The organism is Streptomyces sp. Tue6028 (assembly GCF_002300165.1).
GTDB lineage: Bacteria > Actinomycetota > Actinomycetes > Streptomycetales > Streptomycetaceae > Streptomyces > Streptomyces siamensis.
This window is the reverse complement of the sequence record NZ_MLCE01000002.1, coordinates 344,474-367,903: the sequence shown is the minus strand read 5'-3', so window position 1 is coordinate 367,903 and position 23,430 is coordinate 344,474. Positions and strand designations below refer to the sequence as shown.

Sequence of the window (23,430 nt, the reverse complement as noted above, 5' to 3'; positions counted from 1 at the left end):
AACCTCCTTACCGTTCACGGTGGTAGGCGCGCAGGGCCAGCGGGGCGAAGACCACGAGGAGGACCGCCGCGGCGATCAGCGTCTTCGTCACGGGCTGCCCCACCGGACCGCCGACCAGGAGACCGCGGATCGAATCGGCCAGCATGGTCACCGGGTTGAGCTTGACGACCGCCTGGAGCCAGCCCGGCATGGTCTCCACCCGCACGAAGGCGTCACTGATGAACGTCAGCGGCAGCATGAGCCCGAAGGCCAGGGCCTGCACGCTCTCCGGGTCCTTGGAGAGCAGCCCGGCCAGCACCGAGGCCCAGGACAGCGCGAACGAGAACGCCAGGAGCAGCAGGAACATCGGGATCAGCTGACCCCAGTTGGTCTCGATCCGGAAACCCAGCAGCATGCCGAAGGCGAGCAGCAGCACCACGGACCAGACCAGCATCACGTAGTCCGCCAGGATCCTGCCGATGAGCGGTGCCGTACGCGAGATCGGCAGGCTGCGGAAGCGGTCGAAGAGACCCTTGGTGACATCGGTGTTCATCCCGATGGCCGTGCGCGCGGTGACCAGGACGGTGCTCTGCACGATCAGCCCCGGGACGACGAACTGCAGATAGGCCTCACGCGAGCCGGCCATCTGACCGGCGAGCACGAAGGCGAAGAGGAAGACGAAGATGACCGGCTGGATGCCGACCTCCACCAGCGTCTCCGGGCTGTGCTTGATCTGCACGAGCTGTCGCCAGGCCACCGTCGCGCTCTGCCGCACGGCGGATCCGGGCCCGCGACGCCGCACCTGCGGCGCCTCCTCGGTCGTGGTGATGGCCGTCATACCGCCGCTCCCGTCACTGTCAGCTGCTTGAAGACCTCGTCGAGGCTCGGTTCCCGCACCGAGAGTTCGGCGACCTCGATCCCGGCGTCGTCGAGCCGCCGCACGATCGCCGACATCGCCGCCGTGTCCCGCACCCGCGCCTTGACCACCCGGCCGTCGCTCGTGTGCTCGCCGATCACCTCGGACACCAGCGCGGCCACCCGGTCCACCTGCGCACCGTCCGCGGGACGCACCTGGAGAGTGGGCCTGCCGACCTCCCGCTTGAGCGTCTCAGGGGTTCCTCGAGCCACGACCGAGCCCTGGTCGACGACCACGATGTCGTCGGCGAGCTGGTCGGCCTCCTCCAGGTACTGGGTCGTCAGCAGCACCGTCACCCCGCGCCGGACCTCGCCGCGGATGATGTCCCACAACTGGTCGCGGGCATTGGGGTCCAGCCCCGTGGTCGGCTCGTCCAGGAAGATCACCCGCGGCTCGCCCACCAGGCAGGCCGCCAGGTCCAGCCGCCTGCGCATACCGCCGGAGTACGTCTTGGCGGTGCGGTCCGCCGCGTCGGACAGCCCGAACCGTTCGAGCAGGCTCAGCGCCGTACCGCGCGCGTCGGCACGGGACTTGCCCAGCAGCCGGCCGAGGAACAGCAGGTTCTCGACGCCGGTGAGGCTGTCGTCGACCGCCGCGAACTGGCCGGTGAGGCCGATGATCTCGCGGACCCGGTCCGGGGACTTGGTCACGTCGTGGCCGTGGATGAAGGCCTGTCCGGCATCGGGCCGTAGAAGGGTGGCGAGGATACGGACGACCGTGGTCTTGCCCGCGCCGTTGGGGCCCAGCAGCCCGAGCACGGTCCCCGCCTCGACATCGAGGTCGACGGAGGTGAGCGCGGCCGTCTCACCGAAGCGTTTGGCCAGACCACGGGCCTGGATCGCGGATGTCACAGGATTCCCCTTCTCTCTCCTCCCGAACCGGACGTCCCGGCTCGGACGGGGTCGCTTTGGATGCTAGGAACAGGTACTTCCATGTCGCTGACACGGCGCTGATACGCATCCGGGGCGAGTGTGGGGGCCGGTCCTGGATCGGAGTTCCAGCCCCGCTTGAGCCCGGCCGACGAAGCTGGCCGGGACTTCAGGCGCCGACCGGGCGCCGCATGCTCCGGGCGAGGTGAGGGCGTATGCGCGTGCTGTTCACGACCTGGGCGGCACCGGGGCACTTGTTCCCGATGGTTCCGCTGGCGTGGGCCTTCCAGGCCGCCGGGCACGACGTCCGGGTCGCCGGCCCGCCCGGCTGTCGGGACGCCGTGACCCGAGCCGGGCTGTGCGCGGTCGCCGTCGGCGACCAGGACGCGATCGCCGGACTGCCCAAGCCGCCCGAACTGGCCGCCTGGGGCCGCCCGGCCCGGTGGCCACACGGCTGGTCCGCCCACCTCGACCTCCTGGACAGCGGCCGGCGCCGGGTGATCCGCGCTCTGTACGAGAAGCAGTGCGCGGTCGCCGGGCTGATGCTGGACGATCTGGTCGACTTCGGCCGCTGGTGGCGGCCGGACCTGGTCGTCCACGACGTGCTGGCCATGGCCGGGCCGGTGCTGGCCGCCGTGCTCGGGGTCCCCGCGGTCGGCCACGGCTGGGAGATCGGCAGCACCCTGCACCCGCCGACCGGCGACACGGACAGCGAGCCGCTGCCCGCCTACCTCGGCCTGTTCGAGCGGTTCGGCGCCGACGTCACGGCGCCGGCCGGCTGGGTCGACCCGTGCCCTCCGTCGCTGCGGCCCCCGGACGGAGCGCCCGTGCGGCGGCTGCCCATGCGCTGCGTGCCGTACAACGGTTCGGGTCCCCAGCCGGACTGGCTCGCGCGGCCCGAGCGCCCCCGCCGGGTGTGCGTGACCGCCGGAGTCGCGGGCGCACGCTATCGGGACCCCGGCGGCCCCGACGTACTCGCCCTGACGCTGGAGTCGCTGGACTCCGTCGACGCCGAGATCGTGCTGGCGCCGGGCGGACCCGTCGCGACGGACGCCCTGCCCGGGCATGTGCGCGTCGCCCGGGACGTCCCGTTCCGCACGCTGCTGCCGACCTGCGACCTGGTGGTCCACCACGGCGGGGCGGGCACCGCACTCACCGCGGTCGTCATGGGCGTACCGCAGCTCGTCGTGCCGCCCTCCCCGATCTGTACGGAGATCGGCCACGGCATCGCCCGCTCCGGAGCGGGCGTCATGCTGGACCGGCTCGACAGCACCGAACTGCTGCTGAAGACGGTCACCGAGATGCTGGCGGACCCCGGTCCCTGCCGGGAGGCCGCCGGCCGGGTGGCCTCGGAGACGGCGGCGCTGCCGTCCCCGAGCGCCCTGGCGGCCGGACTCGCGGCGTCGTGACCGCGCCGGACGTGAACGGCGTCGTGACCGCGCCGGAGCCGAACGGCGTTCTGACCGGGCCGCAGTTGGGCGGTGCCGCGTCCGGACCGGGGCCGAACGCCGTCGTGGTCGGCGGCAGCGGCTTTTTGGGGCGGCACGTCTGCGCCGCGCTCACCGCGCACGGAGCCCGCGTCCTGTCGGTCGCCCGGCGCCCCGCGCCCGGTGTGGCGTCCGCGCGGATCGACCTCGTCGGCGGACCTCCGGCCGCCCTCGCCGATCTCCTCGTCGAACACGGCGCGACCGTCGTCGTGAACGCCGCCGGCGCGGTCTGGGACTACGACGGGCGGGCCCTGGACGAAGCCAACGTGACGCTCGTGGAGCGGCTGCGCGACGCCGTCGCCAAGGTGCCCCACCGGGTCCGCCTGGTGCAGCTCGGCTCGGTCTTCGAGTACGAGATGCCCGCGCGGGGACGGCCCCTGACGGAGGAGGCGCCGACGGACCCGTCGACCGCATACGGCAGAAGCAAACTGAGGGGCAGTGAGATCGTCCTCGACGCCACCCGGGCGGGCCTGCTCGACGGGGTCGTGCTCCGCGCGACGAGCTGTGCGGGACCCGGGCTGCCGCGCTCCAGCCTGCTGGGCCGGGTGGCCGCCCGGCTGCGCGACGCGGCGGTGCGGGGCGAGCCGGCGGTGGTGACGCTCGCGCCCCTGACCGCCGAACGCGACTACGTGGACTGCCGCGACCTCGCCGCCGCCGTGGCCGCCGCCGCGACCCTTCCCGTCGTCGGACGGACGGTCAACATCGGCAGCGGCACGGCCGTCGGAGTGCGCCGGCTGGTGGACCTGCTCGTCGCCGTGAGCGGAGTGCCCGCGACGGTCGTCGAGGAGGGCAACGCCACCGGGCGCAGCGCCGGGATCGACTGGCTCGCCGTGGACGGCGGGCTCGCCGCGCGACTGCTCGGGTGGCACCCGCGGCACAGCCTGGCCTCGACGGTGCGGGCGATGTGGAGCGAGGTCATCACCAACGCCGAGGAAGGGCCTGACTGAGCCGATGGACATACGCAGCGCACTGCTGGAACTGACCCGGAAATTCCACCAGGAGCAGACCGAGGACAGCTTCGTCCCCGGACAGACGGCGATCCTCACCTCGGGCGCGGTGCTGGACGAGGAGGACCGGGTCGCCTTCGTCGAAGCGGCCCTGGACATGACGATCGCCGCCGGAGCGCGGGCCCGGACCTTCGAGAGCCGGTTCGCCCGCGCGATGAAGGCGCGCAAGGCACATCTCACCAACTCCGGTTCCTCGGCCAACCTCCTCGCGCTCAGCGCCCTCACCTCGCCGCAGCTGGAGGATGCCCGGCTGGTCCCCGGCGACGAGGTGATCACGGTCGCGACGGGCTTCCCCACGACCGTCAACCCGGTGCTGCAGAACGGCCTCGTACCGGTCTTCGTCGACATCGAACTCGGCACGTACAACACGACGCTGGAGCGCGTCGAGGAGGCCATCGGGCCGCGGACCCGCGCCATCATGGTCGCGCACGCGCTCGGCAACCCCTTCCCGGCGGCCGAGATCGCCGAACTCGCCTCCCGGCACGGCCTGTTCCTCGTCGAGGACAACTGCGACGCCGTCGGCTCGCTCTACCAGGGCCGGCTCACCGGCACCTTCGGCGACCTGTCCACCGTCAGCTTCTATCCCGCCCACCACCTCACGATGGGGGAGGGCGGCTGCGTACTGACCGGGAATCTGGCGCTCGCGCGGATCGTCGAGTCGATGCGGGACTGGGGACGCGACTGCTGGTGCGAACCGGGCGAGGACAACCGCTGCCTGCGCCGCTTCGACTACAGCTTCGGCACGCTCCCGCAGGGATACGACCACAAGTACGTGTTCTCGCACGTCGGCTACAACCTCAAGACGACGGACGTCCAGGCGGCCCTCGGCCTGAGCCAGCTGCGCCGCCTGGAGGAGTTCGGCGCGGCACGGCGGCGCAACTGGCAGCGCCTGCGCGACGGGCTCCAGGACGTCCCCGGGCTGCTGCTGCCCGAGGCGACGCCCGGCAGCGATCCCAGCTGGTTCGGCTTCGTCCTCACCGTCCTGCCCGACGCCCCCTTCACCCGCACCGCCCTGGTGTCCTTCCTGGAGGACCGCAAGATCCGCACCCGGAGGCTGTTCGCGGGCAACCTCACCCGGCATCCCGCTTACGAGGGACGGCACTTCCGGGTGGTGGGGGAGCTGACCAACAGCGACGTCACCACCGAGGCGACGTTCTGGATCGGCGTCTACCCCGGCATCACCCCGGAGATGGTGGACTACATGGTCGCCTCGATACGCGAGTTCGTGGCGGCGGCGTCCTGACCGGGCGGGCCTGACACAACGAGGAGAGGGGGCGGCCCACGGCCGCCCCCTCTCCTCGTGCCTCTCCGTGTCTCCTCGTCCGCCCGCCCGTGTCGCGGCCGGGACCGTGTCATTCCTCGCCGAGCGCGTGCTTCGCCCAGCCGTCGGCGTTCACGTCCGGCTGGAGCGCGGCGTGCCCGGCCATGCAGTGCACGTCCCGCCACACCCGCTGAACCGGGTGGGACAGGGCCTGGCCCCGGGCGCCGCTCATCCGCATCAGCCCGTTCACGGAGTCGAGCAGCAGGTCCACCGCGGTCGAGTAGTCACGCGTGACCCGCAGCGTCAGGGCCGGGGTCGGCTCCGCCTCGTCGGCCTCGGCCGCCGCGTGGTCGACGATCAGCCGTGCCGCGTCGAGGGCGGCCGCGGCCCGGGCCAGCGTCAGGCGCACGCCGGGCCGGGACCCGGTCCGGACGCCGTTGATCTCGACGCGGCTCGCGGTCCATCGGGTCCATGCCCCGAGAGCGCCCTCGACCGCACCGATGCCGGGGGCCACGAAGAACAGGCCGTTGATCAGCTTGAGCGGTACGCGGTGCAGGCGCGGAGCGGAGGGGGCCGGGTCGCCGGCGAGAACCGTACGGTGCTCGAAGCTGCGGTGCGCCGGCACGAAGACGTCGTCGAGGACCACACTGTTGCTGCCCGTGCCGCGCAGCCCCACATTGCGCCAGGTGTCCAGCACCCGGTAGTCACGGCGCGGCAGCACGAAGTGCCGCAGCGCGGGCGGACCTTCGGGACCGCGGACCAGACCGCCCACCATCGTCCACTGCGCGTGGTCCACCCCGCTGGCGAAGTCCCAGGTGCCGCTCAGTCGCCAGCCGCCCGGCACCGTGTCGACCGTGCCCGACGGTGCCAGCGATCCGGCGAGCGGTACGTCCGGCCCGTCGCCCCACAGTTCCGCCTGCCCCTCCTCGGGCAGGTGCGAGCACATGCGGCCCACGGCGGCGAGCACCCCGGCGCACCAGGCCGCCGACATGCATCCGGCGCCCACCACGGACAGCGCCCGCGCGAGGTCACGCACCGCGCCCGGGGCGGCTGCCGAACCGCCCCATCGCGGGCCCACCAGATGGCGCGCGAATCCGGCGCTCACCAGGGCCTCGGCGACGGTGGCGGACAGCCGGTCGTCGGAGTCCGCGGCCGCCGCGTGCTCCGCGGCCAGCTCGGCCACCTTGCCCGCGGCCGCCGACAGACCGGTGTCCGCCGGGGGAGCGGTGGGCGTCGCGTTCGTCATGAGGGGTCCGCCTCTCTGTGGTGGGTCGGGGGCTGCAGGCCGTGGAACGACCGCGCGAAATACACCAGCGGAGCACCCGTGAACGACTCACAGCGGTGCACCAGACCGACGAGGATCACGTGGTCCCCGGCATCGATCCGGCGGTCGAGCACGCATTCGATGCGGGCCACCACGCCGCCCAGCAGCGGCACTCCGCCCAGGCCCGCGGAGACCGGCAGCCCTTCGTACTTGTCGATGTCCTTGGTGGCGAAGCGCTGCGCCAGGTGTGCCTGGTCCTCGCGCAGCAGATGCACGGCCATCACGCCGGCCGTCTCGAACGCCGGGCGGCAGTCGGCTCCCCGGTCCAGACAGACCAGCACCATCGGCGGGTCCATCGACAGTGACGAGAAGGCCGTCGCGGTGAAGCCGCGCGGCGCCCGGGACTCGTCCACCGTGGTCACCACGGCGACCCCGCTGGGCCACCGGGACAGCGAGTCGCGCAGGAGGGTCCGGTCGACGCCGGTGGACGCGGTGGTCATGGCGGACTTCCCGGACCCGGGCCGGCCGCCGCGCGCACGGCGTCCACCAGCTCGGCCTGCCGCACGGCCGCCGCGCGCTCCACCGCCGGATCCGCGCGGCCTCGCACCAGATCCGCGAAACGGGCCGCGATGTTGGCGAACTGGTCGTCGGCCGCGAGCGTCAGCTCCTCCACCCGGTCCTGCCGTTCGACGCGCAGGACGGGACGGTGCTCCGGGGGAGGGGTGAAGGCGCGGTCGAGGACGATCCGGCCGGCACTGCCCCACAGGGTGTACGCCGACCGGTAGGCGTGGCGGAAGCCGAACGACACATGGGAGGTGACGCCGTCGCCGCCGCGCAGCAGTGCGTCGCCGCCGACGTCCACGCCCGTGGACGCGTCGGCCGTCAGGGCCGCGCCGACCACCGACACCGTCCCGCCGAGCAGGTGCTGGGTGACGCGCAGCGTGTAGACGCCGGCGTCGAGCAGGGCGCCGCCGCCGAGCTCGGGGCGGTGCCGGATGTCCTGGGCGGGCAGCGGCGGGAAGCCGAACTCGGCGCTCACCTGGCGCAGTTCGCCGATCTCGCCGCGTTCGAGCAGCTCCGTGACGGTGGCGTGCTGGGAGTGGTGGAGGAACATGAAGCTCTCCATCAGCACGAGCCGTCCCTCTTCGGCGAGCCGGGCCAGGTCGCGCGCCTCCCCGGCGCAGGTGACCATCGGCTTCTCGACCAGGACGTGCTTGCCCGCCTTCAGCGCCCGCGCGGCCCAGGGGGCGTGCAGCGCGGGCGGCAGCGGTAGGTACACCGCGGTGATGTCGTCGCGTTCCAGGAGTCGTTCGTATCCGTGCACGGGGTCCGCGTCGAAGCGGTTCGCCGCCGACGCGGCGCGGTCCCGGTCCCGGCTCGCGATCGCGGTGACGCGGACCTCCGGGGTCCGCGCCATCGCGGGCAGCATGCGGCGCATGGCGATGCCGCCGCATCCGAGGACACCGACCGGCAGGGGTGCCGTCCGCCCGGTCACCACAGACTGTGCAGACATGCGACGAGGCTGCGCGCCTGGACGTTGAGATAGTGACTGTGCCGCAGCAGCCCGGTCACCTGATGGACCGTCAACCATCGGTATCCCTCCGGTTCTTCGACGGGGAAGCCGTCCTCGACCTCGATCACCGTGTAACGGCACTCGGCGTGGTGGAATCGGCCGCCCTCCTCGGACTGCACCGCGTCGAAGCGCACCCGGTCGCGGGGGACGCCGGTCACGTAGTCGAGGAACGGCGGCCGGTGGTCGTCGGGCAGCCCCCGGTAGGTGTCCGGGGTGCACTGCACGGTGGGGCCCAGTTCGACGCCGTGCGGGAATCCCGCCTCGGGACGGGCGTGGAACAGCAGATGGGTCACGTCGCCGATGGTGCGCACCAGCAGTGCGGACAGGCCCAGGCCGTGCGGGGCCAGTAGCGGCTGCGTCCAGTTGAGCACCTCGCGGCTGCCGGCCGTCACCCGGGCGCCGATGATGGAGAAGTGCCGTCCCTCCGCATGGCTGATCGCGTCCGCGGTGCGGTTCCAGCCCTCGACGCGGTTCAACGGGATGCGTTCCGTGCGCAGTTCGTGGCGGGCCGTGGTGTCGGCGAACCAGCTCAGCACCGACGGCGTGCTGTGCAGCGCCCCCTCCTCCGGCGCCATGGAGCGGCGCAGGCCCGCGCGGAACTCGCCGTGCGGACCGGGCGGCGGCGCTCCCGTGGGCCGGGCGAACGGCACACAGGACAGGACGGTCCTGGCGTCCATGTTCACCATGTTGTCCAGGCGCAGGAGTTCCTGGATCTCGCCGATCGTCATCCAGCGGTAGTCGTCGTGCGGCGGGACGTCCTCGGTCGTCTCCACCACGATGTTGCGGTTGCGCTTGCCGAGGAACCACGAGCCCTGTTCGGACTGGAGGACGTCGACGAGCACCCGTGCCCGCCCGGGATCGGTGAAGTACTCCAGGTACCTGACGCCCGAACCCTGGTGCACCCGCTTCTGGTTGCTCCGGGTCGCCTGCACGGTCGGTGACAGCTGTACGACGTTGACGTTGCCGGGCTCCATCTTGGCCTGCATCAGGCAGTGCAGGACGCCGTCGATCTCCTTGACCAGGAAGCCGAGCATGCCGATCTCGGGCTGGTTGATGATCGGCTGGTCCCAGCGGGGCACCTTCCCGTGGTCGGTGTGCACGCGATGGCCCTCGACCGTGAAGAACCGGCCGCTGCGGTGGCCGAGATCGCCGGTGTCAGGCCGGAAGGACCACTCCGCCAGCTCGGCGAAGGGGACCCGGGTGACCTCGAAGGTGTGGGCCTCCCTGCGTGCGGTCAGCCAGGCGAGCGTGGCCTTGACCGACGCCCGGTCCTCGGCCGCGGCTCCCGACTCGGTGAACCGCGCCTGCGGACCGGGTCCGCCGGCTGTGAGTGTGCGCTCGGTGGTCATGGGGTCACCTCGACCCTCGTCCCGTCCAGCAGACCCCGCAGCGCCTTCTTGTCGGGCTTGCCGACGGGTGTGTGCGGGAGGTCGGGCAGGATCTCCAGGCGCTCGGGAATCTTGAACGCGGCCAGCCCTCGCCCGCTCAGCGCCGCCGACACGTCCTCCAGGGTGAGCGCGCGACCCTCGTGGAGACGGACGAACAGGCAGACCCGCTCGCCGACTTCGGGGTCCGGCGCCGGGACCGCGGCCACCTCGGCGACCTCGGGCATCTCCTGCACCAGGGTCTCTATCTCCCCGGCCGCGATCTTCTCGCCCCCGCGGTTGATCAGGTCCTTGACCCGGCCGCACACCACCACATGGCCCTGCGCGGTGATCCGCACCAGGTCACCCGTGCGGTACCAGCCGTCGGGCGTGAACGACAGGGCGTTCTGGTCGGGCACGCCGTAGTAGCCACGGGGCGTGTAGGGGCCGCGGGTGAGGAGTTCGCCCGTCTCGCCGGGCCGCACCGGACGGCCGTCCGGGCCGACGACCAGCAGTTCGTCGTACGCGCTGACGGGGGCGCCCTGCGTGCCGTGGGCGACCTCGTCCGTCGCGTCGGGAGCCGTGTAGCAGATGAGGCCCTCGGCCATCCCGTACACCTGCTGGACCCGGCAGCCCAGGGCGGGCCCGATCCGGGCGGCGAGCTCGGGTGAGAGCACCGAACCGCCCACGTGCACATGGCGCAGACTCGACAGGTCGCGTCCGCAACCGGGCGCGGCCTCCGTCCACTTCAGGGCCACCGCGGGCACCGCCGAGGTGGTCGTGACGCCCTCCCGTTCGACGGCGGCGAACACCGCGTCGGGCCGCGGCGAGGACAGCAGCACGACGCGGCCGCCGGCCGAGAGGGTGCCGAGGATGCCCGGGCTGGCGAGCGGGTAGTTGTGGCCGGCGGGCAGGACCGTCAGGTAGACGGTCTCCGCGGTGACGGCACACGCGGCGGCGGACTGCCGGATGTTGTACTCGTAGTCGTTGTGCGTCCGGCTGATCACCTTCGGCAGGCCGGTGGTGCCGCCGGACAGCAGGAACAGGGCCACCTCCATGGCGTCGGGGGCGGCCTTGTCCAGCCTCCCGCGCCGCGCGGCCGTGTCGCCGTCCGGCCTCAGCAGGGCGCGCACGTCGACGCCGCCGGGCCGTACGTCGTCGCCGACGACCAGCACCAAGGGCTCGTCGGGCAGCCGTTCGGCGACCCGGTGGGCGAGGGCCTGATGGTCGTAGCCCCGCCAGGTGCCGGGCACGACGAGCGCCTTGGCGCGCACATGGGCCCCGATCGAGGCCAGTTCGTACTCGCGGTGCGGCGGCAGCATCATCACCGGCGCCACACCGAGCCGGAAACAGGCCAGCGTCACGACGACGAACTCCCAGCAGTTCGGCAACTGCACGAGAACCGTGTCGCCGTCGGCCAGCCCTTGGCCCGCGAGCCGCTCGGCCAGGGCGTCCGCCGAGGCGGCCAGCTCCGCGTAGCCGAGCCGGACGTCGCCGTCGACCAGCGCGGTCCGGTCGGCCCAGGCGTCCGCCCAGTCCCACATCAGTGCGCCCAGCGGGCGGCCGCGCCAGCAGTCCGCCTCGACGTAACGACGCGCCGCGTCTGCGGGCCAGGGCACGAACCCTTCGCGTTTCACCGTGCGCTCCTCTCGTCGGCCGGGTCGGGATCGGGGGTGTCGACGCGCTGCGCGAGCAGATCGGCGACCGCGTGGACGGTGGGGCGGTCCCAGAAGAGCGTCGCGGGCAGCGGCATCCTGAACTGCCTTTCGAGACCGCGCCGGATCCGCACGGTCATCACCGAGTCGAGGCCCATCTCGGCCAGGGCCCGGTGCGGATCCACCTCGGACGCCGACAGCCGGGTCTCGGCCGCGACCTGTCGGCTCACCTCGGAGGTGAGGAAGGTGCGCAGCTCCTCGCCCGCCAGGCCGGCCCACGGGGCCTCGGCCTCGTCGTCCTCCTGGTCGTGCGGCGCGTCCGTGGGCACCTCGCCCAGCAGCGGGAGCCGCCGTTGACCGGGTTCCGGCGGCAGCGTGCGCAACACGGCCGCGTAGCCGAGGCCGTAGCGGTCCGCCAGCTCCCAGGAGGCGAAGGCCTCCAGGGCACTGATGTCGGCGGTGCCGTGCGCGGCCAGCTCGGCGTCGATGACCTCGGACGAGGTCGACATGCCGAGCCCCCGCCACGACGTCCAGCCGAAGCTGACGGTGCCGGTGTCCCCGGCGGCCCCGCGGTGCGCCGCCAGCGCGTCCAGGAACGCGTTGCCCGCCGCGTAGCTGGACTGCCCCGGCAGGCCCAGCAGTTGACCGCAGGACGAGAACAGCACCAGGAAGTCGAGACTGCCGGGCGGGAACAGCTGGTGCAGCACCCAGGCACCCTCGGCCTTCGGCCGCAGCACCGCCCGCAGCGAGTCCTCGTCGAGCGCGCGCAGCGGCCGGTCGTCCAGGACGCCGGCGGCGTGCACGACGCCTCGGACGGGCGGCAGCCCCAGCGCGGTCGGCGACAGGAGCTTCTCCGCGGCGTCCGCGTCCGCGAGGTCCAGCGCGACCGTGACCACGGTGCTGCCCAGCCGCTCCAGGGACCTGACCGCTTCCACCCGGCTCCGGACCAGCGGATCGGTGACGTCGTCCCACTCGTCCCGTGGCGGCAGCGACCGCCGTCCGGTCAGCACGAGACGGCGTGCGCCCCGCTCGGCCAGCCAGTGCGCGACCTCCAGCCCGAGGGCGCCGAGTCCGCCGGTGACCAGATACGTGCCGTCCGGGCGGCAGGTGGTCGCGGGCCGGACCGGCTCGCCGTCCAGCAGGGCGAGCCGAGCCACCTCGGGCTGTCCCTCGCGCACCGCCACGACGTCCTCGCCGTGCGTCGTGCCGAGCAGGTCCACGAACCCCGCGACGTCCCGGGGCGAGGACCCGAGGTCCACGATGCCGCCCCACAGGTCCGGATGCTCACCGGCGATGACCCGGCCCAGCCCCCACAGGGGACCGTGGGCGAGCGAGGCCTCGGTCGCGCTCTCGCGCACTCCCTGCGTGACGCACCACAGCCGGGGCGGACGCGGGGCCGGGGCCAGCCGCTGCGCCGTCCGCGCGAGCAGCCAGGACGCCCGCAGGGACGCCCTGCCGACCGGTTCCTGAGGCCGTCCCGGAGCCGGCACGACCACCACGGTGTGGTCGTCGGAGAGTTCACCCTCGCGCAGCTCGTCCGGGTCGGACGCGATCCGGTGCGGCACCGCCTCGGCGACCAGCCGGCGGCTCAACCGCTCCACCAGGGAGCGGTCGTCGCCGACGAGCACCACCGTCCGATGCGCACCGGGGTCCTGCTGTTCCATGGGGCGCCATCGCATGCGGTGGACGAGCCGGCGGGGACCGGTGGTGGTCCCGACGTCGCCCTCCAGCAGTCCGTACCGCAGCCCGTCGAGCCGGCCCACCAGCGTGCCCTGCGGGCCCTCGATCTCCACGTCGACGACGTCCTCGCCGGCCAGCCGCACGGTGATGCGGGCGGTGGCCGGGCACGCCCCTTCGAGCGCGACCCGTTTGATGTGCGCGGGCATGCGCAGCACCGGCGGACCCGGGAACACCACGGACGCGGTGGACAGCGCGGCGTCCAGGACCGAGGCCCAGGTGGCCGGCGGCTCCGAGGACTTGGGGTCCGCGGCGACCCGGGCCACCAGGACGCCCTCGCCGCCGCGCAGTTCGGTGATCTCCCAGGCGAAGCCCATGGCGGCGACGCCGAGTTCCGCGAGGCGGTCCACCACACGCCCGGTGGGCAGTACGTCCGGTGCGACGACCGGGCTCGCCTCGCCGAGAGCGCCGTGCGGCTCGACGCCGGCCGTGGTGTGGGTGACCAGACCCCTGTCGTCGCCGGGTTCCCCGACGATGCGCGAGGTGAGCCGGAGCGTGGCGTCCTGGCTGACGACCTGGACCTCACGCGGCTGGGACACCGACACGGGCACGCGCAGCGCCACATCGGTGAGATCCGGCAGGGTGCCTCCCGAGGCGGCGGCGTTCAGGAAGGTGTTCAGCAGCACGGCGGCCGGGATGATCTCCACCTCGCGGACCGGATGGTCACCCGGGTAGGGCCTGCTGCCGCGGTCGAGGTGGGTCCGCCACGCCTGCGCCGGGGTCGTGCCCGCGAACGTGGTCCGTCCGCCGAGCAGGGTGTGCGTGCTGACGTCGTGCCGGTCGCCGGCGGCGGAGCGCGGCGGCGGCTCCTCCAGCCAGTACGGCTTGCGCTGCCAGGCGACGCACGGCAGCTCGGCGGGGGCGGTCGCCGGCCAGGAACGCGACCAGTCCACGTCGGCGCCGTGGCAGTACAGCTGTCCGAGACCGGCCAGCAGTGTCTCGCGCTCGGGCCGGCGGCGACGCAGCGAGTGGGTGACGAAGGCGTCCTCGACGCCCAGGTGGTCGAGCGTCTCGCCGACCGAGTGCTCGACCACCGGATGCGGCGACACCTCCAGGAAGAGCCGGTACCCGTCCTCGACGGCCGCCGCGACACCCTGCGCGAACCGCACCCGGCCGCCGAGGTTGGCGGCCCAGTAGCCGCCGTCGCGCGGGGCGCCGCTGCGGGGGTCGTCCAGAGCCGTGCTGTAGACGGGAAGCGTGGCGGGTGACGGCACCAGGTCGGCCGCCGCGGCCGTCAGGTCGTCGAGGAGCGGGTCCATGTGCGGGCTGTGGAACGCCACGTCCGAATCCACGGCCCGCACCGCGACCCCCTCGGCGCGCCACCGCTCGGAGATCTCCACGACCGCGGGGACGTCCCCGGAGACGACGGTGGAGCCGGGCGACGCGGTGATCGCCACGGTCACGTCCCGGCGGCCGCCGAGACGGCGTGCGGCCTCCTCGGCCGTCAGACCCACCATGGCCATGGCTCCCCGTCCGGCCACCCGGCGCAGCAGCAGGGAGCGTCGGCACACCAGCCGGGCGCCCTGCTCCCGCGTGAGCATCCCGGCGGCCACCGCGGCGGCGATCTCACCGACCGAGTGGCCGATGACCGCGTCGGGGCGCAGCCCGCGCTCCCGCCACAGTGCGCTCAGCGCCGTCTGCACGGCGAAGATCAGCGGCTGCACCACGTCGACGGGCTGCGGGGCGTCGTCCAGGAGGGCGGCGGTGAGGGAGACGCCCATCTCCTCCAGGAAGACGGGCTCCAGCTCCTCCACGACCCGCGCGAACACCGGTTCCTCGACGAGGAGTTCACGTCCCATGCCGGTCCACTGCGAGCCGTGCCCGGAGAACACCCAGACCAGACCGCGCCCGGCCGACGGCAGCACCGCGCCGGTGCCGACACCCGGCGCGCCACCCGAGTTCGTGAACTCCCTCAGCCGGGAGACGAGTTGGTTGCCGTTCGCGGCCACCACGGCGGCCCGGTGGAGCAGATGCGTGCGCCGCGTGGCCAGTGTGTGGCCCACCTCCGCGAGATCCGTCGCGGGGGTCTCGTCGAGCCGGTCGGCGAGCCTGCCCGCGTACTCCCGCACCGCGGCCTCGCTCGCGCCCGACAGCGGATACACGGCGGGCTCCGCGTCCCGCACGGCGCGCGGTCCCTCGTCCAGGGCCTGCGGACCCTCGGGGTCCGGTGCCTGCTCCAGGACGACGTGCGCGATGGTGCCGCCGTATCCGTAGCCCGAGACCCCGGCCCGCCGCGGACCGTCGGACGCGGGCCAGGGCGTCGGCTCGGTGACCACCCGAAGGCCCGAAGTCGCCCACGGGACGGCGGGGTTGGGCTCGGTGAAGTTCAGACTGGGCGGGATCTCGGCGTGCTGGAGAGCGAGGACCGTCTTGATCACACCGGCGATGCCCGCGCCCGCCTCCAGATGCCCGATGTTGGGTTTGACGGACCCGATCAGACACGGCCGGTCCTGCGGCCGGTTCACGCCGAAGACCGAGGCCATCGCCCCGGCCTCCAGCGGATCGCCCGCGCGGGTACCCGTCCCGTGCGCCTCGACGTAGCCGACGGTGACCGGGTCGAGCCCCGCGTGCTCGTACGTCCGGCGCATGAGATGGGCCTGCGCCTCGCCGTTGGGCGCCATGATGCCGCTGGTCCTGCCGTCCTGGTGGACCGCGCTGCCCCGGATCAGGGCGAGGACGCGGTCCCCGTCGCGCCGGGCGTCCGACAGCCGCTTGAGGACGACGACCCCGCCGCCCTCACCGCGGCCGTAGCCGTCGCCGTTCGCGTCGAAGGACTTGCAGCGCCCGTCGGGTGCCGTCGCGCCCGCCGCGTCCAGCACCAGCGACAGACCGGGTGACGCCATCACGAGCACACCGCCCGCCAGCGCCACCGGGCACTCGCCGGCCCGCAGGCTCTGCACCGCCATGTGGACGGACACCAGCGACGACGAGCACGCCGTGTCGACGGCGACGCTGGGCCCGCGCAGGTCCAGCGTGTACGAGACCCGGTTGGCGACCCCGCAATAGGCGCCGCCGATGCCGGTCCACGCCTCGATACGAGGCAGGTCCTCCAGCATCCGGCGCCCGTAGTCGTCCGAACCGACGCCCATGAACACACCGGCGTCGCTGCCCGCGAGATCCCGCGGCGGGATGCCCGCGTGCTCCAGCGCCTCCCAGGCCAGCTCCAGGACGATCCGCTGCTGCGGGTCCATCAGCGCGGCCTCGCGCGGGGTGACATCGAAGAAGTCGGCGTCGAATCCCTTGATGTCGTCGAGGAACGCACCGTAGCGCGTCACGCCGTCCAGGGCCGCCGCGTTCTCCCGGTCGAGCGTTCCGTACCACTCCCAGCGGCCCTCGGGTACTTCGCCGATCGCGTCCCGCCCCTCGACGAGCAGCGACCAGAACTCCTTCGGCGAATCGATCCCTCCGGCGAACCGGCACGCCATGCCCACCACGGCGACGGGTTCGGGCGCCGTCATCACCGCGTCCACGACGGCACCTCGGTGATCTCGAACATCGCTCCCGCCACCGTCATACCGGGCCCGAGCCCGTACATCAGGTAGTGGTCGCCCGGCTTCAGCCTGCCGTCGCACAGCAGCCGGTCGAGCGCGACGAGCTGGTCGCTGACGCCGAGATGCCCGATGTCGCGCCCCACCTCCCAGGTGGTGCGCTCCGCGGGCAGCCCCAGCAGGGGAAGCAGCCGCTTCTCGATCGTGGTGCGCGAGGTGTTCATGTAGCTGAGGAAGGTGACGTCCTCGACACCGAGGCCGGTCGCCGCCGTCCACCGGTCGTACAGGTCCTGGTGGGCCTTCATCAGGAGCGGCCGCATCTGCTCCCCCTCGTACTTGAGGAAGTGCTGGTTGCGTTCGGAGAAATCGAGCCGCCGCCCGATCGTGGCACCCGGCGGGAACATCGGCTCTCCGCTGCGGTGCATCGCCTCCAGTTCGGGTACGGCGACGCAGTCGACCCACAGCAGCTTGGCGAAGCCGGGTTCCTTGCCGAGCAGCAGCGCGCTCGCGCCGTCGCCGACCAGCATGCCGCCGCCGGTGGCCCGCCAGCGGTCGATCAGCGGGGTGCCGAAGTTCTCCGCGCCGAGCAGCAGCGCGTCCGACGACTGCGGATTGCCGCGCAGGAAGCCGGCGGCGAGCTGCAGACCGCTGAACACCCCGGTGCAGCCGTGCCGCAGCTCGACCGCGAGTGCCTCGCCCCCGAGGTGGCGCTGCACATACGACTGCGGGCCCCAGCCGTCCGGGCCCTGGTGCCACACGCTCGCGTACAGGATCAGATCGACGACCGACGGGTCGGCTCCGACCCGTTCGAACAGCTGGCGGGCCGCGCGCACCGCGAGCTCCGGGGCGGGCACGTCACCGGCGACCCGCACGCCCGTCAGCTCGCCGTCGGCGACGTCCTCGGCATCCAGGCGGCCCTCGGCCACCGCCTGCGCGGTGCTCACGGGCTCCGGCAGATGCACCCCGAGGGACCTCACGTACAGGTCTTGTCCTTGCACTGAACTCTCCTTCTCCTGTGGGCCCGGGGGCTGCCGCCGGCCCGGACGAGGCGCCTACTTGTGGCCGACGACCAGGGAGTGGCTGAACCCGAGGCCGTCGTAGCGCTCGACGCGGGAGAAGCCGGCGTCGCGAATGGCCTTGTCCATGTCCTTCGGGGCGTACGTCATGCCCTCTCCGGAGGCGAGGGTGAGGAAGTAGGGCGAGACCAGCCCGCCGCTCATCGAGCCGGTGCCCTCGTCGTTCGAGACGAAGTTGTAGACCAGGCAGACACCGCCGGGCGGCAGGGCCTCGTAGCACTTGCGCAGCAGCTCGGTGTTCCGCTCCAGCGACCAGATCTCGAAGATGTGGAAGAACATGATCCCGTCGGCGCCCTCGGGCAGCGCGTCGGTGAACAGGTCGCCCGGGTGGAAGTGCACCCGCTTGCTCAGCTCGGCGTCCTCGGTCCGCTGCGCCGCGATGCGGGTGACGCTCTCCTGGTCGAAGACCGTCACCTCCAGGTGCGGGTAGCGGCGGGCCAGTTCGATGCTGTTGGTGCCGTCGCCGCCGCCGATGTCGATGACATGGTGCAGCCCGGAGAAGTCGTACCGGTCGAGGATCTGCGCGAACGCCTTCTTCGACGCGTCGCCCATGTTCCGGTAGAACACCTCCTGCAACTCGGGGTGCGCCGTGAGCCGTTCGTACAGCGTGTCGCCGGGACCCTCGATGTGGCGCAGGCCCACGTTGGTGTTCTGCCGCATCGACTCGGCGAAGTCGCCGAGGGAGCGGTTGATGATGTCGGCCTGGATGTCCACCAGCGGGCCCAGGAAGCGCGGGCTCGACCTGAGCAGCTTGCGCCGCACCATCTCGCTGTTGACGTACTTGTTGTCCTTCTTCTCCAGAAGCCGCAGCGAGGCGAGCCCGAGGAGCAGGATGCGGGCGGGCTGGGCCTCGGTGCCGATCGCCTCCGCGACCTCCTCGACATCCATGCCCTCGGCCGCCTCCAGGCGCTCGAAGAGGTCGAACTCAAGCCCCGTGCGCAGCAGTTCGAACGCGGTCGTGCCGTGAATGAGGATCCGCAGGTAGTCCGCTTCGCTGACGGTGATGGTGCCGCTGGCCATGGACGTCCCTTCCGATGTGGGGAAGGCGAGCGGGCGCTCGCGGGCACACCGTCGCAAGGGCCTCTAGCGCGCGCCTCGACGCCCGCTCGAATCGAACCGGCGGCTGTCCTTCAACTTGCGTTCGAGGTCGCCTCAAGCGGTGCCCCGAATGCTTCGGGACGCGGCATTGCAGGCTGGATCCACTTCAGATATCGGGGGATGAGACAGCATGGCCCGAGACGTAGTGATAACGGGTGTCGGCGTCGTCGCTCCAGGAGGCATCGGCAGCAAACCGTTCTGGGACCTGCTCGTCTCCGGCCGCACCGCGACCCGCACCATCACCCACTTCGACGCCTCGCCCTTTCGGTCGACCGTGGCCGCCGAGTGCGACTTCGACGCGCAGGCCGAAGGGCTCACGGCCGAGGAGGCCGACCGGCTGGACCGGGCCACCCAGTTCGCGCTGGTCGCCGCCCGCGAAGCACTGGAGGACAGCGGCCTCGCCGGCGACGGGCCGGACCCGTGCCGCACGGGCGTCACGCTCGGCAGCGCGGTCGGCTGCACCACGAGCCTGGAACGCGAGTACGTCGTCACCAGTCACGGCGGCCGCGACTGGCTCGTCGACCCGGACCTCGCGGTCCCGCACCTCTACGACTACTTCGTCCCCAGCTCCATGGCCGCCGAGGTGGCCTGGGCCGCCGGCGCGCAGGGCCCCTGCTCCGTGGTCTCCACGGGCTGCACCTCCGGGCTCGACGCGGTCGGCCACGCCGTACGGCTCATCGAGGAGGGCTCGGCGGACGTCATGGTCGCGGGCGGTACCGACGCGCCCATCTCGCCCATCACGGTCGCCTGTTTCGACGCGATCCGGGCGACCACGCCCCGCAACGACGAACCGGCCACCGCCTCCCGCCCGTTCGACCGCACCCGCAACGGCTTCGTCCTGGGCGAGGGCTGCGCCGTGTTCGTCCTGGAGGAACGGGAGCGGGCCAGGGCCCGCGGTGCCCATGTGTACGCCGGTGTCGGCGGGTTCGCCTCGCGGTGCAACGCCTTCCACATGACCGGACTGCGCCCGGACGGCAAGGAGATGGCCGCCGCCATCGAGACGGCCCTGGACGAGGCCCGGGTGCGCCCGGACGAAGTGAGCTACGTCAACGCACACGGCTCCGGCACCAAACAGAACGACCGGCACGAGACGGCCGCGTTCAAGAAGGCGCTGGGCGACCACGCCCGCCGTACGCCCGTCAGCTCCATCAAGTCGATGATCGGCCACTCGCTCGGCGCCATCGGATCCGTCGAACTCGCGGCCTGCGCGCTCGCCATCGAGAACGGCGCCGTCCCGCCGACGGCCAACCTGTACGAGCCGGACCCGGAATGCGACCTCGACTACGTGCCGTTGACGGCACGCGAGGCCCGGCTCGACGTCGTCCTCAGCGTCGGCAGCGGATTCGGCGGCTTCCAGAGCGCGATGGTGCTCACCCGTCCCGGTCGGGCGGAACAGTGAACGCTGTCGTCGTCACGGGCCTGGGCGTCGTCGCGCCGAACGGCCTGAGCACCGAGGAGTACTGGAACGCCACTCTCGCGGCCCGCTCCGGCATCGGCCGCATCACCCGCTTCGAACCCGAGCGCTACCCCGCCACCCTGGCCGGCGAGATCCGCGGCTTCGAACCCGCCGCCCATCTGCCGGGCCGCCTCGTCCCGCAGACCGACCACTCCACCAGGCTCTCCCTGGTCGCCGCCGACGAGGCCGTCCGCGACGCCGGCCTGGACACCGGACAACTGCCCGAGTACGGCGTGGGCGTGGTGACCGCGAACAGCGCGGGCGGCTTCGAGTTCGGTCACCAGGAACTCGACAACCTGTGGCGCAAGGGACCCGAGTACGTCAGCGCGTACCAGTCCTTCGCCTGGTTCTACGCGGTCAACACCGGACAGATCTCCATCCGGCACGGCCTGCGCGGCTCCAGCGGGGTGCTGGTCGCCGACGAGGCGGGCGGCCTCGACGCGCTCGCCCAGGCCAGGCGGCTGCTGCGCCGTGACCTGGACGCCGTGCTCACCGGCGCGGTCGACGGCTCGCTGTGTCCCTGGGGCTGGATCGCCCAGACCTCGACCGGGCAGCTGAGCACGGCCGAGGACCCGGCTCTCGCGTACCGGCCGTTCGACGAGCGGGCCGCGGGCTTCGTGCCGGGAGAGGGCGGCGCCATCCTGGTCGTCGAGGACGAGGCGAAGGCCCGCGCGCGGCACGCACCCCGGATCCACGGCAGGATCCTCGGACACGCCGCCACGTTCGACCCGAGACCGGGCACCGTGCCCGCGGACGACGCGTCCGCCCTGACCAGGGCCGTCGAACTCGCCCTCGCCGACGCCGGTGCCGTGCCCGATGACATCGATGCCGTCTTCGCCGACGCGGCCGGTGTCCCGCACCTGGACCGGGCGGAGGCCGCCGCGCTCGGCGCGGTCTTCGGCGCGCGCGAGCTCCCGGTCGCCGTGCCCAAGACGCTGACCGGACGACTGTGTGCGGGCGCAGGTCCCCTCGACGTCGCCACCGCGCTGCTCGCCCTGCGCGACGGGGTCCTTCCCCCTGCGGCACACACCCAGCCGTCCCCCCGGTACGGGCTCCGTGTGGTCGTCGGCCGGCCGCTGGAACTGCGCCTGCGTGCCGTGCTGGTCGTCGCCCGCGGCCTCGGCGGCTTCAACTCCGCGATGGTCGTGGGCGCCTCCCACTGAGCCCTGACCACGCTCGGCAACCCCACTAGGAGACCCAGCCATGCCAGAACTGACCATGGGAGAGCTCACCCGCATCCTGCGTGAGTGCGCGGGCGAGGGCGAAGGCGTCGCCCACGACGGGGAGTTCGCGGACACGCTCTTCACCGACCTCGGCTACGACTCGCTGGCCGTACTGGAGACCGCGTCCCGCCTCAAACGGGACTACGGCGTCGAGCTGACCGACGACGAGGTCGTCGACGTCGGCACCCCGGCCCGGCTCCTCGAACTGGCCAGGCGCCAGATCGCCGCGCGTTCATGAGCGCCCCGGCCGAGACGACCACGCCCGCGGCCTGGTGGCTGTGCGACCACTGCCGACGGCCTGTCTACGCCAAGCGGCTCGCCCGGTCCTCCGGTGTGTGCCCGGAGTGCGGCCACCACCGGAGACTGTCGGCCCCGGAGCGGCTCGACCAGCTGCTCGACCCGGGGTCGTCCCAAGCCCTGGGCGTGCCGCGCACCGCCGACGACGTCCTCGGCTTCACGGACACCCGGCCCTACCACGAGCGACTCGCCGAGGCGCGCGACCGGACCGGACTCGACGACGCCGCGATCGCCGTCCGCGGCCGGATCGGCGGTTGCGAAGTGGCGGTCGTCGCCATGGAGTTCGGCTTCATGGGCGGCAGCCTCAGCGGCGGCGTCGGCGAACTCATCACGCTGACCGCCGAGACGGCCCTGGCCGAACGGCGCCCGCTGGTCATCGTCTGCGCGTCCGGGGGCGCCCGGATGCAGGAGGGCCTGATCTCGCTGATGCAGATGGCGAAGACGAGCCAGGCCCTGCTCGCCCTCGACGAGGCCGGCATCCCCACCGTCTCCGTCATCACCGACCCGGTGTACGGCGGAGTGGCCGCCTCGTTCGCCACGCTCTGCGACGTGATCGTGGCCGAACCGGGAGCCCGCATGGGGTTCGCGGGACCGCGCGTCATCGAGCGGACCATCGGCGAGCGGCTCCCGGAGAACTTCCAGCGCGCCGAGTTCCTCCGCGAGCATGGTCAGGTCGACGTGGTCGCACCGCGCCAGGAACTGCGCGCGACCCTGATCCGGCTGCTCCGCGCGCTGGCTCCACCGCGGGACACCCGGGCGGGACGTCCTCGGGCGGAACAGGCCGAGCCGGAGTCCACCGGCACGGCACTCGGCGCACCGGACCCCGGCCTGCTCACCCGTCCCGAACAGGTCCCCGACCTCGACCCCTGGCAGGCGGTGCGCCTGGCGAGGAACCTCGAACGCCCCACCGCGCTCGACTACATCGCCCTGCTCGTCGACGACTTCCAGGAACTGCACGGTGACCGGCTCGGCGGCGACTGCCCGGCCACCGTCGGAGGAGTCGGCCTCCTCGACGGCCGGCCCGTGATGGTGATCGGCCAGCAGAAAGGACACACCGCGGCGGCGCTGCGAGAACGGAACTTCGGCATGCCGGTGCCCGCCGGCTACCGCAAGGCCGCCCGGCTGATGCGCCTGGCCGCGAAGGTGGGCATCCCGGTGCTCACCCTCGTCGACACCAGCGGTGCCTTCCCCGGCATCGAGGCGGAGCGCGGGGGCCAGGCCGTGGCCATCGCGGAGAACCTGCGGCTGATGTCCGGGCTGCCCGTGCCGATCGTTGCTGTGATCGTCTCGGAGGGCGGCAGCGGCGGCGCCCTGGGACTCGCCGTCGCCGACCGGGTGCTCGCGCTCAGCAACGCCGTCTACTCGGTGATCAGCCCGGAGGGATGTGCCGCGATCCTGTGGCGCGATCCCGGGGCGGCACCGCATGCCGCTCGTGAACTCGGTCTGCACGCACGGGAGTTGCTTGCACAGGGGGTGGTCGATGGAGTCGTCCTCGAACCCGAGGGCGGCGCGCAGAGCGATCACCGCGTCGCGGCGGAGCGCCTCGCCGGCGCCGTACGGCCGCTGCTGGAGGAACTGACAGTGCTGACCACCGATCAACTGCTGGCCGGACGACGGGCCCGCTTCCGCGGCTTCGGCAGCCCGGCACCGGCCGGCCGCCCCGCGCCGGAAAGGTGATGA

At 72.8% G+C, this 23,430-nt stretch carries 17 protein-coding genes; 7 read left to right on the top strand and 10 right to left on the bottom strand.

Features of this window, described 5'->3' with window-relative positions; genetic code table 11:
- Nucleotides 1-7 precede the first annotated feature (7 nt).
- Nucleotides 8-817 (bottom strand): ABC transporter permease, encoded by an 810-nt coding sequence (locus tag BKI49_RS01805; RefSeq protein WP_095932345.1) that lies wholly within the window; start codon nucleotides 815-817, stop codon nucleotides 8-10.
- Nucleotides 814-1,746, bottom strand: a complete 933-nt coding sequence (locus BKI49_RS01800; RefSeq protein WP_095932344.1) for an ATP-binding cassette domain-containing protein — start codon at nucleotides 1,744-1,746, stop codon at nucleotides 814-816. The genes BKI49_RS01805 and BKI49_RS01800 overlap by 4 nt, the downstream gene beginning before the upstream one ends.
- Nucleotides 1,747-1,979: 233 nt before the next feature.
- On the opposite strand from BKI49_RS01800, the gene BKI49_RS01795 reads away from it, so the two are divergent.
- From BKI49_RS01795 to rfbH, 3 genes are read left to right on the top strand one after another with little or no spacing between them, the layout of a single operon-like run.
- Nucleotides 1,980-3,173: a nucleotide disphospho-sugar-binding domain-containing protein gene (locus BKI49_RS01795; protein WP_095932343.1), complete on the top strand. Its 1,194-nt coding sequence runs from the start codon at nucleotides 1,980-1,982 to the stop codon at nucleotides 3,171-3,173.
- Complete coding sequence (locus tag BKI49_RS01790; RefSeq protein WP_257004571.1) at nucleotides 3,170-4,198, top strand: NAD-dependent epimerase/dehydratase family protein; 1,029 nt, start codon at nucleotides 3,170-3,172, stop codon at nucleotides 4,196-4,198. The genes BKI49_RS01795 and BKI49_RS01790 overlap by 4 nt, the downstream gene beginning before the upstream one ends.
- A gap of 4 nt (nucleotides 4,199-4,202) precedes the next feature.
- Nucleotides 4,203-5,501 carry a lipopolysaccharide biosynthesis protein RfbH gene (gene rfbH / locus BKI49_RS01785; protein ID WP_095932342.1) on the top strand — a complete coding sequence of 433 codons (1,299 nt, stop codon included), beginning with the start codon at nucleotides 4,203-4,205 and terminating at the stop codon, nucleotides 5,499-5,501.
- A 109-nt stretch (nucleotides 5,502-5,610) separates the two neighbouring features.
- On the opposite strand, the gene BKI49_RS01780 is transcribed toward rfbH, so the two are convergent.
- The 8 genes from BKI49_RS01780 to BKI49_RS01745 are packed head-to-tail and all read right to left on the bottom strand — an operon-like array spanning nucleotide 5,611 to nucleotide 18,696.
- A complete protein-coding gene (locus BKI49_RS01780; protein ID WP_095932341.1) occupies nucleotides 5,611-6,765 on the bottom strand; it encodes an acyl-CoA dehydrogenase family protein in 1,155 nt (384 codons plus the stop codon).
- Nucleotides 6,762-7,283: a flavin reductase family protein gene (locus BKI49_RS01775; protein ID WP_095932340.1), complete on the bottom strand. Its 522-nt coding sequence runs from the start codon at nucleotides 7,281-7,283 to the stop codon at nucleotides 6,762-6,764. The genes BKI49_RS01780 and BKI49_RS01775 overlap by 4 nt, the downstream gene beginning before the upstream one ends.
- Nucleotides 7,280-8,296: a Gfo/Idh/MocA family protein gene (locus tag BKI49_RS01770; protein ID WP_095932339.1), complete on the bottom strand. Its 1,017-nt coding sequence runs from the start codon at nucleotides 8,294-8,296 to the stop codon at nucleotides 7,280-7,282. The genes BKI49_RS01775 and BKI49_RS01770 overlap by 4 nt, the downstream gene beginning before the upstream one ends.
- The gene (locus BKI49_RS01765) at nucleotides 8,275-9,705 is read right to left on the bottom strand and encodes an NDP-hexose 2,3-dehydratase family protein (RefSeq protein ID WP_095932338.1); all 1,431 of its coding nucleotides are present in this window, start codon (nucleotides 9,703-9,705) and stop codon (nucleotides 8,275-8,277) included. Before BKI49_RS01765 ends, BKI49_RS01770 begins: the two co-directional genes overlap by 22 nt.
- Nucleotides 9,702-11,357 carry a (2,3-dihydroxybenzoyl)adenylate synthase gene (locus BKI49_RS01760; RefSeq protein ID WP_095932337.1) on the bottom strand — a complete coding sequence of 552 codons (1,656 nt, stop codon included), beginning with the start codon at nucleotides 11,355-11,357 and terminating at the stop codon, nucleotides 9,702-9,704. Before BKI49_RS01760 ends, BKI49_RS01765 begins: the two co-directional genes overlap by 4 nt.
- On the bottom strand, nucleotides 11,354-16,582 hold the full coding sequence (locus tag BKI49_RS01755; RefSeq protein WP_257004570.1) for a type I polyketide synthase: 5,229 nt from the start codon (nucleotides 16,580-16,582) through the stop codon (nucleotides 11,354-11,356). The genes BKI49_RS01760 and BKI49_RS01755 overlap by 4 nt, the downstream gene beginning before the upstream one ends.
- Entirely contained in the window at nucleotides 16,570-17,598 is a 1,029-nt protein-coding gene (locus tag BKI49_RS01750; protein ID WP_095932336.1) for a ketoacyl-ACP synthase III family protein, read from the bottom strand. Before BKI49_RS01750 ends, BKI49_RS01755 begins: the two co-directional genes overlap by 13 nt.
- Before the next feature lie 54 nt (nucleotides 17,599-17,652).
- Nucleotides 17,653-18,696 carry a methyltransferase gene (locus BKI49_RS01745; RefSeq protein WP_095932335.1) on the bottom strand — a complete coding sequence of 348 codons (1,044 nt, stop codon included), beginning with the start codon at nucleotides 18,694-18,696 and terminating at the stop codon, nucleotides 17,653-17,655.
- 208 nt (nucleotides 18,697-18,904) lie between these two features.
- On the opposite strand from BKI49_RS01745, the gene BKI49_RS01740 reads away from it, so the two are divergent.
- Genes BKI49_RS01740 through accA form a run of 4 tightly spaced genes read left to right on the top strand, consistent with a single transcriptional unit; the run spans nucleotide 18,905 to nucleotide 23,427 of the window.
- Nucleotides 18,905-20,173 (top strand): beta-ketoacyl-[acyl-carrier-protein] synthase family protein, encoded by a 1,269-nt coding sequence (locus BKI49_RS01740; RefSeq protein ID WP_095932334.1) that lies wholly within the window; start codon nucleotides 18,905-18,907, stop codon nucleotides 20,171-20,173.
- Nucleotides 20,170-21,393, top strand: coding sequence for a ketosynthase chain-length factor (locus tag BKI49_RS01735; protein WP_095932333.1), 1,224 nt, complete (start codon nucleotides 20,170-20,172; stop codon nucleotides 21,391-21,393). Before BKI49_RS01740 ends, BKI49_RS01735 begins: the two co-directional genes overlap by 4 nt.
- A 40-nt stretch (nucleotides 21,394-21,433) precedes the next feature.
- Nucleotides 21,434-21,691 carry an acyl carrier protein gene (locus tag BKI49_RS01730; RefSeq protein ID WP_095932332.1) on the top strand — a complete coding sequence of 86 codons (258 nt, stop codon included), beginning with the start codon at nucleotides 21,434-21,436 and terminating at the stop codon, nucleotides 21,689-21,691.
- Nucleotides 21,688-23,427: an acetyl-CoA carboxylase carboxyl transferase subunit alpha gene (accA, locus tag BKI49_RS01725; protein ID WP_095932331.1), complete on the top strand. Its 1,740-nt coding sequence runs from the start codon at nucleotides 21,688-21,690 to the stop codon at nucleotides 23,425-23,427. The genes BKI49_RS01730 and accA overlap by 4 nt, the downstream gene beginning before the upstream one ends.
- The last annotated feature ends 3 nt before the right edge of the window (nucleotides 23,428-23,430 follow it).